The organism is Solibacillus isronensis (assembly GCF_900168685.1).
Taxonomy (GTDB): Bacteria; Bacillota; Bacilli; order Bacillales_A; family Planococcaceae; genus Solibacillus; species Solibacillus isronensis_A.
Window position 1 is genome coordinate 505876 of record NZ_FVZN01000014.1, and the last position, 14111, is coordinate 519986.

Consider the following 14111-nt stretch of genomic DNA (forward strand, 5'->3'; position numbering starts at 1 on the left):
TAATGGAGCAAGAACAATTAAAAAAATTTGATGAACGAATTCAGGATTTAGTGGAAGAAACAGCAGATAAGCCGGTACGTCGTGCGAAAAAAGAAAAGCCTCAGTTAAAACCTTCAATCTATTCATTACGTCTAGATGAAATGAAGGAATGGCTGACAGCAAATGGAGAAAAGGCTTTCCGTGCAGCGCAGATTTACGAATGGCTTTATGAAAAACGTGTCCAAACGTTTGAAGAAATGTCCAACTTACCGAAAGCATTACGTGAAAAGCTGGAAGCCGAGTTTGCATTAACGACACTTTCAACAATTATTAAGCAGGAATCAAAAGACGGTACAATCAAGTTTTTATTCCAGTTGCAGGACGGCTATTCAATTGAAACAGTATTGATGCGTCATGATTACGGAAATTCAATTTGTGTAACGACACAAGTAGGCTGCCGTATCGGTTGTACATTCTGTGCATCTACGTTAGGCGGCTTGAAGCGTCATTTAATGGCAGGAGAAATTGTTGAGCAGGTCGTAAAAGTACAACAACAGCTTGATGAAACAGAAGAGCGTGTATCATCAATCGTTATTATGGGTATCGGTGAGCCGTTTGATAACTACGATGCAATGATGAACTTCCTTAAAATTATGAACGATGACAAAGGATTAAATATCGGTGCCCGTCATATTACGGTTTCGACTTCGGGAATTGTACCGAAAATTTACGAATTCGCAGATGAAGGTATGCAAATCAACTTTGCGGTTTCTCTACACGCGCCAAACCAAGAGGCCCGTCAGAAATTAATGCCGATTGCAAAAGCATATAAATTAGAAGAATTGATGGAAGCAGTAAAATACTATACGAAGAAAACAGGACGTCGTGTTACATTTGAATACGGTTTAATGTCAGGGCAAAATGATACAGAAGAAGTAGCAATGGAACTGGCGAAGCTGATCAAAAATATTAAATGTCATGTTAACTTAATTCCGATTAACTACGTGCCGGAACGTGATTATATTCGTACATCACGCAGTAAAATTTTTGCTTTTGAAAGAACGCTTAAAGAGCAGGGGATTAACGTAACGATCCGCCGTGAGCAAGGTGCAGATATTGCAGCTGCATGTGGCCAGTTACGTGCACAGGAACGATCACACGAAACAAAGTAGGTGGACTATAGTGAACTTTACAGTGGAAAGTGATATTGGGTTAAAGCGAAAAATAAATGAAGATCGGGCCGCGTTTTTTGAGCGCCCCGATCATTTTAAGCTTGCGATTTTAGCAGATGGTATGGGTGGTCATAATGCTGGTGATGTAGCGAGTGAAATGGTTATTACCGAAATGCATGAACTCTTTAAGCAGGAAAATGCAGAAAGTTTTGCAACAAAACAGTTAAAGCTGGAATGGTTGCGTAATGCGGTGTCACATATTAATCAAAAAATATATCATTACTCATTAACACATGAAAATTGTCAAGGTATGGGAACGACAATGATTGCTGTGTTGCTTGACAAGAATGATTGCACGATAAGTCATGTCGGCGATAGTCGTGTATACCATATTACAAACGAAACAGTAAAGTTAGTAACGAGAGATCATTCTTATGTAAATATTTTATTGGAAAATGGAGAAATTAGTGAAGAAGAGGCACAAAATCATCCTCAACGGAACTTTATTTTAAAAGCACTCGGTACAGAAATTTCGATTGAACCTGATTTTTATGAAATCACTTTATCAAATGAGGCCTTTTTACTCATTTGTTCCGACGGGTTAAGTAATAAACTGTCTACAGAGGAAATGGGCAAAATTATTACAAAGCCGATTTCCATTCAGGAAAAAGGAAAAAAATTAGTTCAAATTGCAAATGATCGTGGTGGAGAAGATAATATTTCCCTTATCTTAATGACAACGGTGCAGGAGGTGTAACAATGCTAGTAGGAAAACATATAAGTGGCCGTTATAAAATTTTAAAATTAATTGGCGGAGGCGGGATGTCAAATGTTTATTTGGCACACGACATTATTTTAAGTCGTGACGTCGCAATCAAAATATTGCGTTATGATTTATCAAATGAAGAAGAATTGCACCGTCGTTTCCAGCGTGAAGCATTGTCTGCAACAAGTTTGACTAATCCTAATATCGTAAGCATCTATGATGTAGGCGAAGATGGGGATATGCACTATATTGTCATGGAATACATTAAAGGGAAAACATTAAAACAATACATACAAGAGTTTTCACCTTTATCTGCAGCGCGAAGTGTCCATATTATGAAGCAGCTAACATCGGCGATTGCCCATGCACATGAAAATGGCATAATCCATCGAGATATAAAGCCACAAAATATATTAATGGACGAAGAAGGCAATGTGAAAATTACTGATTTCGGGATTGCAACATCGCTTGGAGCAACAAGCTTCACCCAAACGAACTCAGTCATCGGAACTGTCCATTATTTGTCGCCGGAGCAGGCACGCGGCGGTGTAGCGACGATGAAGTCCGATATATATGCACTTGGGATTGTCTTTTATGAGCTTTTAACAGGTGAATTGCCATTTTCCGGGGAATCTGCTGTATCCATTGCGTTAAAGCATTTGCAGGCAGAAACACCTTCAGTACGTGAATTTGATGCAAGCATTCCGCAAAGTGTGGAAAATATCGTATTAAAGGCAACAGCAAAAGATCAAAACCACCGCTACAGCAATGCAGAAGAGATGGAAGAAGATTTAAATACATGTTTATCATTACAACGGGTGAATGAACCTAAATTTATGCCGCCAGTAGATGACGGGGCAACAAAGCTGATCCCGATTATAAAAGATCCTAAGCCCGTTCCTGTCCCGGTTCAAGAGCCATCTACAGGTATAACGGAACAAACAGTCCGGATTGATTCAAAACCGCCGGCAGAGGAAGAACCGAAGCTGTCAAAACTGCCTAAACAAAAAAAGAAAAAGAGAAAATGGCCGCTAATTGTCGGGCTATTAGTTCTTTTAACAATTGGTGCAGTAGTAGCTGCTGTTCTCCTGACTCCAAATAGGGTAGTAGTAGAAGATGTGACGGATATGACGGTTGAAGAAGCAATTCGAATTTTAGAAGAGCAAGGCTTCGTTATTGGAGAGCAAGAAGAACGCAATAATGAAGAGATTGAGTCCGGAAATATCATTGAAACGAATCCTCAGGCAGGTCGGGAACGTGAAAAAGGCACTACGGTTGATTTAATTGTCAGCATTGGTAAGGAAATGACAAAGATGGAAGATTTCATCGGCAAGCAGCGTGATGAAGTAAAGGATGCGTTAGAAGAATTTAACGACTATGAGTTCAAAGAGGAATATTCTTCTGATCGTCCAGCAGGCGAGATTATCGCTCAAACACCTGAAGCCGGAGAGGAAATTCACGTCAATGAGACGGATGTTGTATTAACAGTTAGCAGAGGACAAGAGCAAGTAACGGTGCGTGACTTGATGGCATTTAATGAAGCAAACCGTTCAGAATATGAAAAAAGCTCAGGCTTTAAAGTAAATGTAACAGGTGAAGAATATTCGGATAAACCGGCCGGTGAAGTAATCAGCCAAACACCAAAAGCAGGTACGAAGCTTGAAAAAGGCGGCACAATCAATGTCGTCATTTCTAAGGGGCCAAAAGCAAAACAGGAAAAGTTCTATACAAATACAATAGAAATTCCGTACGAGCCTTTAGAAGAAGGAATGGAACAGGAAGTCTCCATTTACATTCAGGACAAAACACGTACAATGGCAGAGCCTGTAGAAACAATAACAATTACTGAAGATACTTTATATACAATTAAGCTGGTTATTGTTGAAGGGGACAAAGCAGCCTACCAGATTGTACGGGATAACAATGTAATCGAAAATAAAACAATTACTTATGAAGAATTGGCAGAATAAGGAGGAATTGGATGGCACAAGCCCAAATTCGAAAAGCATTAAGCGGTTATTATTATGTTGAAAAAGACGGCGATTTAATTCAATGTCGTGCTCGTGGGATTTTCCGTAATCGCGGAGAATCTCCACTTGTCGGCGATTTTGTGGAATATTCCTATGACGGCGAATCAGATGGTTCAATTGATAAAATTCTGGAACGCCACAATGAGCTCGTTCGACCACCGATTGCGAATGTGGATCAGGCCTTACTAGTGTTTTCCGCAAAAGAACCGGATTTTAATACAGTACTGCTCGACCGTTTTTTAGTCGTGCTCGAGTCATTCCATGTGCAGCCAATTATTATTTTGACGAAGATGGATCTATTGAATGATGCCGAACGTGCACATTTACAAACATATATCGACGACTATAAGGAAATCGGCTACGACATTATCGAAACTTATATCGATGATCCAACATTGCTGGAGAAAATCGAACCATACTTGCAGGAAAAAACATCAGTGCTTGCCGGACAGTCAGGTGTCGGGAAGTCTACTTTGTTAAATACATTGCTTCCTGAACTGGATTTAAAAACAGGTATTATTTCAAAAAGTTTAGGGCGCGGGAAACATACAACACGTCATGTAGAGCTTATTGAAGTATGCGGCGGGCTATTGGCAGATACGCCAGGCTTCAGTTCTTTCGATTTTGAAATGATAGAAAAAGAAGAGCTGACATCTTGTTTACCAGAGTTCGAGAGGATTAGCGAGAATTGTAAATTCCGTGGCTGCCTGCATATAAAGGAACCTAAATGTGCAGTAAAACAAGCGGTAGAAACCGGTGAAATCCGTTCGTACCGCTATGAGCATTATGAACAAATTTTACAAGAAATTATTGACCGAAAGCCGAGGTATTAGACATGATTAAAATTGCACCATCAATTTTAGCAGCAGACTTTGCAAAGCTGGGACAAGAGGTAAAAGAAGTAGAAGCAGCAGGAGCGGAATTAATTCATATCGATGTAATGGACGGCCATTTCGTACCGAATATTTCATTTGGTGCGATTGCATTAGAAGCAATTCGTCCTCTTTCTACATTACCGATGGACGTACATTTAATGATTGAAAATCCGGATCAGTATATTGAACAATTTGCGAAAGCAGGTGCAGACTACATTACAGTACATGTTGAAGCATGCCGCCATTTGCACCGTACGATTCAGTTAATTCGTTCATATGGTGTTAAACCAGGTGTTGTATTAAATCCGCATACGCCGATTGAAACGATTCAGCATATTTTAGAGGATGTTGATATGGTGCTGTTTATGACGGTTAACCCTGGCTTTGGCGGGCAAAAGTTCATTGAATCGGTTGTGCCTAAAGTTGAAGCATTATCGAAAATCATTAAAGAACGTGGCCTGAATATAGAAATTGAAATTGATGGCGGAATTAACGCAGAAACAATCGTACCTTGTGCAAAAGCAGGTGCAACGGTTTTTGTTGCTGGTTCAGCTATTTACAGTAAAGAAAATCGCGCACAAGCTTTACAGGAAATTAAACAAGCAGGATTAGCGGCAATTCAGTGATTGTAGCAATCTGCTCAGGCGGCCCCGTTCATGAGGTCGCCTTTTCTTTAACACCGGATATATGGATTGGAGTCGACCGGGGTGCATTATATTTAGTGGACAAAGGTATACTGCCCCACAGCATCGTCGGCGATTTTGATTCTATTACAGCGGAGGAATTTGCGCGGATTTCCGAAGTTGTAGACCATGTTGAACAGTTTCAGGCTGAAAAAGATGAGACGGATACAGACTTAGCCTTGCTGAAGGCACTTACATATGAGCCGCAGGAAGTCTTTTTGACGGGTGTTACAGGCGGGCGCTTGGATCATTACGAAGCGACTTTAAGATCTGTTTTTCTTATGCAGCAGCAATATCCTCATATTACTTTTAAAATCATTAATTCTCATAATGTCATTCAATTTTTACTGCCGGGTACACATACTTTGACAGAAGATCATTATACTTATGTATCGTTTTTTGCCTATGGAAAAACTCTTCAGAACGTTACGTTGCGTGGGGTTAAATATGAAACGACAGATGAAGTGATTGAGCAGGGGACAACGCGTTTCACAAGCAATGAAATAAAAGGTACAGGGTCTATTTCATTTAAGGAAGGCATATGTTTAATGATAAAGAGTAAAGATTAAGGAGGAACAACGCTGAAAGTATATACATTCCAAATGCCTAAGTGGTTAAGCGGTGTGGCAAGAGGCTGCGTGAAGTTGTTTCGTAGAGATAAAAAAGAAAAATAAAGATCCTGGCTACAGCTCATAGAGATTATGGGCTGTATTTTTTATGTTTTATCACAAAAAAATAGAGTACCAGCAATTGCTGATACTCTATACGCGATTATACGCGCTCGATTTTACCTGATTTTAAAGCACGAGCAGAAACCCATACACGTTTTGGCTTACCGTCAACTAAGATACGAACTTTTTGAAGGTTAGCACCCCAAGTACGTTTGTTAGCGTTCATAGCGTGTGAACGGTTGTTGCCTGTACGAGCTTTACGGCCAGTAATTACGCATTGTTTTGGCATTGTAAAATTCCTCCTTACAGCTGAATCTGAAATCTTTATTTCAGTTCGTTATTTCACATACCATAATAATTTAACATACAGAGGCAATGAGTGCAAGACATTTTCCATAACCTTTCAAGAAAAAAACCTTTACACCCCATTTTGCTTAAACGGGATTAAAAACTTCCTGTTAAAGGTAACGTACTATATAAACTAATTATTTGGGGGAAGCAGTTATGAAAAAATGTATGGTCATCATCAATCCTTCTTCAGGAAAAGAAAAGGCAAGTGAGTATGAAAAGAAAATTATCGCACAATTACATAATTATGAGGTTGTTGTGAAAGAGACAGCAGGGAAAATGGATGCAACCCGCTTCGCTAAAATGGCATGCGATGAAAAATATGATACGGTCGTTTTAGTCGGCGGAGACGGCACATTAAATGAAGGAATCAATGGCATTGCAGAACAGCCTCACCGCCCTGTTGTAGGAATAGTCCCATTGGGTACAGTCAATGATTTTGCCCGTGCATTGGACATCTCGCTTGATCCGGATGAGGCAATTGCGTTTCTTGGCGGAAAAACTACAAAAGCCGATATCGGGAAAGTGAACGATCATTACTTCACAAATGTCATTGCAATCGGATTGCTGGCAGAAGCGGTCGGCGAAGTGACGGTGGAACAAAAAACGTCTCTAGGTTCACTCGCTTATTTATTTGAAGGTGTGAAAGCGGCTATTCAAAATGACTCTTACGAAATGGAAGTTAAGGCAGATGGACAAACATATAAAGAAAATATGATGCTCTTCATCTGTGTATTGACCGATTCAGTAGGAAGCTTCCGCCACCTGAATGAAGATGCCGATAAATCGGACGGCCTCTTGCACGGATTTATTATTAAAAGCACGAACACACTACAAGTAGTAGGCACAGCTAAAAACCTGCTGACAGGCAATTATGAGGACGACGACAATATTATTAAATTCAATGCACGTGAAATGCATATTAACGCGAATGAAGCACTTCAGCTGAATGTTGATGGTGATTTAATCAGCCAACTTCCGGCAAAAATCTCCATTTTGCATAATCATATCGAATTTTTCTCGAATAAATAGTGGGACTCGACCAAAATAGATGCCTATAAAATAGTCGGTTTGCATTAAAGCACATGGAACGGAGGGCGGCGACTCCTGCGGGATAAGCGTGACGGCCGATACACCGCAAGAGCGTAGCGATGAGGAGGATTGGTCAACGTCCGCGGAAAGCGTCCGCCTGTAGTGGAATGTGCGGATAGGCATTTATTTTGATATGAAGCAAAATAGTCAGTGATATGTTTTAAAAAAACGTCTTTGTATAACAACCGAAAATTGTCGAATACTCTAATTAGATTGTGCTAAAAAATTATTATAGTATGATGTTGTTTTGTTATTGAAAGATTAAAAATAAAGAGAAGCTCAATAAAGAGAAATTCAAAAAAACGACTTCAGGCTAGACGTAGATGAACGTTTTCTTTTATAATCGACTTTTGTGTAGTACAATATAAATTAGTCAAATAGAGCCAAGGGGGCATTCACTATGTCAGTAGAATTAAATAACGAATTCGGTCATATTGATATATCCAATGATGTTATTGCTCAGATTGCTGGTGGAGCAGCGATTGAATGCTATGGCATTGTAGGCATGGCATCAAAACATCAAATTCGTGATGGTTTAACAGATATTTTACGAAAAGAGAATTTTGCAAAAGGTGTGCTCATTCGCCAAGAAGGTGATGACTTACATATTGATATGTACATTATTGTAAGCTATGGTACGAAAATTTCTGAAATCGCTTATCAAGTACAATCCAAAGTAAAATATACAGTAAATAAAACATTAGGTATGAGCGTTAAATCAGTTAATATTTTTGTTCAAGGCGTTCGTGTTGCGAATGTGTAAGAGGAGGAAATGAATCGAATGAAGTCTTTAGACGGAATTAAATTTGCTGAAATGGTACAAATGGGTGCACATCACCTATACCAAAACGCAGCTTATGTAGATTCGCTAAATGTATTCCCTGTGCCGGATGGTGATACAGGGACAAATATGAATTTATCAATGACATCTGGTGCAGATGAAACAGAAGCCAATGTAAGTGCACATATCGGTAAAACAGCTCAGGCTTTATCAAAAGGCTTACTAATGGGTGCACGCGGAAATTCAGGCGTAATTTTATCGCAGTTATTCCGCGGGTTCGGTAAAGCGATTGAAAAAGAAGCTGAGATCGATGCGAAAGGCTTAGCGAATGCATTTCAGGCTGGTGTAGATACTGCCTATAAAGCCGTTATGAAACCAGTGGAAGGGACAATCTTAACGGTTGCTCGTGAAGCGGCAGCAAAAGGTGTGGAAGTTGCTGAAACAGAAGAAGATATGATTGTCTTGATGGAAGCGTTTATCGAGGAAGCAAAACAATCATTAAACCGCACGCCGGATCTTTTACCTGTATTAAAAGAAGTGGGCGTTGTTGATAGCGGCGGCCAAGGATTGCTGTTCGTTTATGAAGGATTCCTTGCTTCTATGAAAGGCGAGCCACTACCGGAAAAAAATGAATCTTCACTGGACGATTTAATTAATGCAGAACATCACCGTGTACAAGACTTCATGGACACATCTGACATTGAATTTGGTTACTGTACAGAAATCATGGTGCGTTTCGAAGAAGACAAATCACCATTTGATGAAGAGCAGTTCCGCCAAGAATTGAATCCGATGGGCGATTCATTACTCGTGATCTCGGACGATGAAATTGCAAAAGTACATATACACTCGGAAACTCCAGGTGCCGTACTTGCAGCGGGTCAAAAATATGGTAGCTTAATTAAAATTAAAGTAGACAATATGCGTGAACAGCATTCCGCGATTGTCAACGATGCACCACAAGCACCTGCGAAACAGCAAAAAACAAAAGTACCATATGCAATTGTAACAATTGCAATGGGTGAAGGTGTATCCAATCTTCTACGCTCGATCGGTGCTTCTTATGTAATTGAAGGCGGACAGACGATGAACCCTTCTACAGAAGATATCGTAAAGGCGGTTAAAGAAATTGGTGCAGAGCGTGTACTAATTTTACCAAACAACAAAAATATCATTATGGCGGCAGAGCAAGCAGCTGAACTTCTGGAAATTGAAGCAGCGGTTGTGCCGACAAAAACGATCCCTCAAGGAATGGCAGCTATTTTAGCATTCAATCCAGCTGAGTCGGTAGAAACGAATAAGGCAAACATGACACAAGGCTTTGCACATGTGAAGACTGGTCAAGTAACATTTGCTGTACGTGATACATCGATCGACGGTATTGAAATCCGCAAAGATGATTATATGGCATTAGCTGAAGGTAAAATTATTTTATCGACTCCTGAAATGATGGATGCAGCGAAAAAAGTGCTTGAAGGATTAATGGATGAAGATTCAGAAATCATTACAATCATTTATGGTGAAGATGCGACAGCAGAACAAGCCGATGCATTACAAAACTTTATTGAAGAAAACTATCCGGATGCGGAAGTGGAAATTGTTGAAGGTAAGCAATCCCTGTATCCGTTCATTTTATCTGTAGAATAAAAACAATAGTGAAAGGGGCTGGGACAGAATTAGTTCCAGTTCACGCAAAAAAGAGAAATTGCACAATGCAATTTCTCTTTTTTGCGCTTTATTAAGAAAATATTGGAAGAGGTATTAACCTCTTACCGCATACTTCCTTAAATTTGTGGCCATTAGTGCCAAACCTATTTCGTTAGTAACCTTTGATTTTCCCCGAACAGAAAATCGACGGAAACACAAATTAGCCTTCAAGAATCCAAAAACTGGTTCCACGTCAATTTTACGTTGACGATAAATGGCAGCCGTTTTTTCTTCTGAAAGCTTCGCTCTTACTTCTTCTTTTTGTTGTTCCCAATTCTCATTAATCATGAGTCTACGATTTTTCCCTTCCGCTGCTTTGGTACACTTTGTACGGAAAGGACACCCTGTACATTCTTCACATTCATAGATTTTAAATTCTCTTTGGAAACCTGATTTATCCGTACGAACAGAATTGTATTGGAATCGTAATCTCTTTTCATTTGGACATATGTATGCATCGTTTTCTTTCTCATACACCCAATTGCTTGTCTTAAAAGGATCATTTTTGTATTTTCGCTTCTGTTCGTTCAAGTAATGATTGAATGTAATGAGTGCTGTTCGTTTTCGATTGTTAAGAATATCCTGGTAATTCTGTTCACTGCCGTATCCGGCATCCGCTACAATATGCTTTGGTAACTCGAAATAATTTTCTTCAATTTGATTAAGAAATGGAATAAGCGTTTTCGTGTCTGTTGGATTTGGAAATACATCGTACGCGAGTGTATATTGACCTTCAGTAGCGATTTGTACATTATATCCTGGCTTCAATTGGCCGTTTTGCATATAGTCATCTTTCATCCGCATAAATGTTGCTTCATGATCCGTCTTTGAATAACTGTTACGTGTGCCAAACACATCAAAATCTTTTTGGTATTTCTGCTTTCTTATGATCCAATCGTGTACTTGTTTAAGTATTTGCTTCGGTGTTTTTCGTTCGCTACGTAATCTTTTTCGCTCAATGACATCGTCAGAATGCTCTATTTTGCTCGTATAGTCGTCGACTACTTCTTCTAGGTGATGTGCTACTTGAGTTAACTCTTCTAATGATAACTGTTCATCATTTTCACGTTTGATTTCAGGAATAATTTGATGTTCAAGTAACTCATCGTAAAGTTTATTTGATTTTTCTACGAGGTTGGTGTGATGTTTTTCCACTGATTTTTTCCAAACAAATGTGAACTTATTGGCATTTGCCTCAATCTTTGTGCCATCGATAAAAATCGCTTCCTGATCGATGAGTTTTTCTTCAACTAACTGACAACGGAATTGTACAAAACATTGGCGAATGAGTTCTTTCATATTTGGATGTACACGAAAACGATTAATAGTGCGATAACTTGGTTCATATCCTTGGGCAAGCCACATCATACGGATACTGTCTCTAGTCAGATCTTCAATTTTTCTTCCTGAAAAAGTGGATTGTGTGTAACCACATAGAATCAGCTTTAGCATCATACGTGGATGATACGATGGGCAACCCGTATGGTGAATGAAAGGAGCGAAAGCTTCGTTTGGAATGCTTTCGACCAAATTATGGATTGAAAAGGCAATATCATTTTTATGTAACTTTACTTCTAAATCTAGCGGTAAAATAAGTTGATTCATGTTATAATCTTTAAACATAAGGACACTTCTTTCGTTTGAAATTTGGTTGTAGGATACTTAAATTTTAACAGAGAATGTCCTTTTTTTATGCTCGAAATTATGCAGAGATTTACTTGATATAGAAGAAAAATTAGTTGTTCGGAGTGAAGGCGGCGACTCCCAGGGGACAAGCACGTGGGAGAGACTAAAGGCTCGATCCGTGCCCCCAGGAAAGCGTCCGCCGTAACGGAGAACAACGGCTACATAGTAGACACAAAATAATAAAGCCGTTCAATTTTACTCATCGTAAAATTTGAACGGCTTTTTATTGAGGAGGGTTTTGTCCCAACCTCTTTCGTTATGTTTAAGTGGCGTGACACGGGCGAATCTGTTGATAATTAAGCAGATATATCCCCATTATTCGGTAGTGCGCCTGTTTATGTATAATTAAAGGGTAATAATTTCACCTGTTTATCCATCCTGCCGCTTACACGTCAGCGTAAAATTATGGAGTATAATCCTTAATTTGGTTATTATTCTTTTTTTACAACAAGAAGTTTGTTAATTGCAGAGAAAATGAGTACACTAAGAGTAAATGAAAGTATGAAAGAATATGGGGGGATAACATTATGAAATTTACATCGGTTTTTGATATTATTGGACCTGTTATGATTGGTCCATCCTCTTCACATACAGCAGGGGCAGCACGAATTGGACGTGTTGCACGCGATTTGTTTGGACGTCAGCCGAAATGGGCGAAAATTTATTTATACGGTTCCTTTGCCGAAACATACCGCGGCCATGGTACAGACGTGGCGATTGTCGGTGGATTACTAGATTATGATACGGATGATGAACGGATTAAAACTTCTTTTGCAGAAGCGGAAAAAGCAGGATTGCAATTTGAGTTTATTCCGGAAACAGCTAATAAAGAGCATCCGAATACTGCGCGCATTTTAATGGGTGATGACGAATCTGAAATGAGTGTTGAAGGCATTTCGATCGGCGGCGGTAAAATTGAAATTAGTGAAGTGAATGGATTTAAGCTGCGTCTGACAGGCGGGATGCCGGCAATTTTAGTTGTGCATGATGACCGTGCAGGCTGTATCGCAAACGTGGCGAACTGTTTAGCCATGCATGATGTCAACATTGGGCATATGGAAGTATCGCGTATTGAACGAGGTTTAACCGCTTTAATGGTAATTGAAGTCGATCAAAACATTGATCAGCGTCTGTTAGAGCAGATTTCCTACATTCCGCATATTACGAAAGTATCGAAAATTAATAACTAAGGGGTGGCAAATATGGATGTTTTATTCCGCAGTGTTCGTGAGCTGGTGGAGTTGGCCGAAAGAGAAGGAAAGCTGATTTCCGATTTGATGATCGAGCAGGAAATGTTAATTACAGGTCGCTCGCGTGAAGAGATTTTTACACAGATGGACCGCAACTTAACGATTATGGAAGAAGCAGTAGAACGCGGCTTAAAAGGTGTACAGTCCGTAACAGGTTTAACTGGTGGCGATGCTGTACTCATTCAAAATTATATTAAAAAAGGCAATACATTAGCCGGAGACCTTTTACTTGATGCTGTCAGCAAAGCTGTTGCAACAAATGAAGTGAATGCGGCAATGGGTACAATTTGTGCGACTCCAACTGCAGGTTCAGCGGGAGTTGTTCCGGGGACATTGTTTGCAGTTCAGAATAAATTAAATCCGACACGTGAACAAATGATTCGCTATTTATTCACATCGGGAGCGTTTGGATTTATCGTTGCGAACAATGCTTCAATTTCAGGTGCGGAAGGTGGCTGTCAGGCGGAAGTCGGTAGTGCATCGGCAATGGCGGCAGCAGCGATTGTAGAAATGGCTGGCGGAACAGCACAGCAAAGTTCGGAAGCATTTGCAATCACGCTTAAAAATATGCTCGGATTAGTATGTGACCCGGTTGCGGGCTTAGTGGAAGTACCATGTGTGAAACGTAATGCCATGGGTGCATCCAACTCATTAGTTGCAGCGGATATGGCATTGGCAGGTGTGACAAGCCGTATTCCATGTGATGAGGTAATCGGCGCAATGTACCGAATCGGTCAGGCAATGAGCCCGAACTTGAAAGAAACAGCACGGGGCGGTTTAGCCGCAACACCAACAGGCAAAGCCATTACTCATGCAATCTTTGAAGGCGGAGACCTGAAAAGCCTACTAAAATCACGTGTAAGCAGTAACTAATTAATCTAATGAAATACTTAAAAATCGGGCGGCAGAAGTAGAAATTTCATAGAACAAGGTGCAAATCCTTATTTAGAAACAGATAATTTATAAAATTGATTGGAATGGAGGGGCGACTCCTGGGGGAATAGCGTGACGCCTGAGACAAGGAACAAAAGCTAAGACCGCCACGTCCTGTGGCAACGCTTTTGTGACCAA

General features: G+C 39.9%; 13 protein-coding genes. 11 read left to right on the forward strand and 2 right to left on the reverse strand.

The genetic code is table 11. The annotated features are described in order from the left end of the window. The first annotated feature begins 2 nt into the window (after positions 1–2). From rlmN to B5473_RS11115, 6 genes are read left to right on the forward strand one after another with little or no spacing between them, the layout of a single operon-like run. On the forward strand, positions 3–1151 hold the full coding sequence (gene rlmN, locus B5473_RS11090) for a 23S rRNA (adenine(2503)-C(2))-methyltransferase RlmN (RefSeq protein ID WP_079525107.1): 1149 nt from the start codon (positions 3–5) through the stop codon (positions 1149–1151). A 10-nt stretch (positions 1152–1161) separates the two neighbouring features. Then, on the forward strand, positions 1162–1908 hold the full coding sequence (locus B5473_RS11095) for a Stp1/IreP family PP2C-type Ser/Thr phosphatase (protein WP_079525109.1): 747 nt from the start codon (positions 1162–1164) through the stop codon (positions 1906–1908). Positions 1909–1910: 2 nt separating this feature from the next. Further along, the gene (gene pknB / locus B5473_RS11100) at positions 1911–3887 is read left to right on the forward strand and encodes a Stk1 family PASTA domain-containing Ser/Thr kinase (RefSeq protein WP_079525111.1); all 1977 of its coding nucleotides are present in this window, start codon (positions 1911–1913) and stop codon (positions 3885–3887) included. An 11-nt stretch (positions 3888–3898) separates the two neighbouring features. Further along, positions 3899–4780, forward strand: a complete 882-nt coding sequence (gene rsgA, locus B5473_RS11105) for a ribosome small subunit-dependent GTPase A (protein WP_079525113.1) — start codon at positions 3899–3901, stop codon at positions 4778–4780. Positions 4781–4782: 2 nt separating this feature from the next. Further along, positions 4783–5448, forward strand: a complete 666-nt coding sequence (gene rpe / locus B5473_RS11110) for a ribulose-phosphate 3-epimerase (protein ID WP_079525115.1) — start codon at positions 4783–4785, stop codon at positions 5446–5448. Beyond that, positions 5445–6074 carry a thiamine diphosphokinase gene (locus B5473_RS11115; RefSeq protein WP_079525117.1) on the forward strand — a complete coding sequence of 210 codons (630 nt, stop codon included), beginning with the start codon at positions 5445–5447 and terminating at the stop codon, positions 6072–6074. The genes rpe and B5473_RS11115 overlap by 4 nt, the downstream gene beginning before the upstream one ends. A 202-nt stretch (positions 6075–6276) precedes the next feature. Here B5473_RS11115 and rpmB read toward each other — a convergent pair whose 3' ends face one another. Continuing rightward, positions 6277–6465, reverse strand: coding sequence for a 50S ribosomal protein L28 (gene rpmB, locus B5473_RS11120; protein WP_004227417.1), 189 nt, complete (start codon positions 6463–6465; stop codon positions 6277–6279). A 215-nt stretch (positions 6466–6680) separates the two neighbouring features. On the opposite strand from rpmB, the gene B5473_RS11125 reads away from it, so the two are divergent. From B5473_RS11125 to B5473_RS11135, 3 genes are all read left to right on the forward strand, one after another. Next, positions 6681–7556 carry a diacylglycerol/lipid kinase family protein gene (locus B5473_RS11125; protein ID WP_254865298.1) on the forward strand — a complete coding sequence of 292 codons (876 nt, stop codon included), beginning with the start codon at positions 6681–6683 and terminating at the stop codon, positions 7554–7556. Positions 7557–8016: 460 nt separating this feature from the next. Further along, positions 8017–8379, forward strand: coding sequence for an Asp23/Gls24 family envelope stress response protein (locus B5473_RS11130; protein WP_008403339.1), 363 nt, complete (start codon positions 8017–8019; stop codon positions 8377–8379). Between the two features lie 18 nt (positions 8380–8397). Further along, positions 8398–10044: a DAK2 domain-containing protein gene (locus tag B5473_RS11135; RefSeq protein ID WP_079525119.1), complete on the forward strand. Its 1647-nt coding sequence runs from the start codon at positions 8398–8400 to the stop codon at positions 10042–10044. A gap of 114 nt (positions 10045–10158) precedes the next feature. On the opposite strand, the gene B5473_RS11140 is transcribed toward B5473_RS11135, so the two are convergent. After that, the gene (locus tag B5473_RS11140) at positions 10159–11727 is read right to left on the reverse strand and encodes an IS1182 family transposase (RefSeq protein ID WP_079523334.1); all 1569 of its coding nucleotides are present in this window, start codon (positions 11725–11727) and stop codon (positions 10159–10161) included. 590 nt (positions 11728–12317) lie between these two features. Between B5473_RS11140 and sdaAB the strand changes: the two genes are divergently transcribed. Beyond that, the gene (sdaAB, locus tag B5473_RS11145) at positions 12318–12980 is read left to right on the forward strand and encodes an L-serine ammonia-lyase, iron-sulfur-dependent subunit beta (protein WP_079525121.1); all 663 of its coding nucleotides are present in this window, start codon (positions 12318–12320) and stop codon (positions 12978–12980) included. A gap of 12 nt (positions 12981–12992) precedes the next feature. Further along, the gene (gene sdaAA, locus B5473_RS11150; protein ID WP_079525123.1) at positions 12993–13913 is read left to right on the forward strand and encodes an L-serine ammonia-lyase, iron-sulfur-dependent, subunit alpha; all 921 of its coding nucleotides are present in this window, start codon (positions 12993–12995) and stop codon (positions 13911–13913) included. Positions 13914–14111 lie beyond the last annotated feature (198 nt).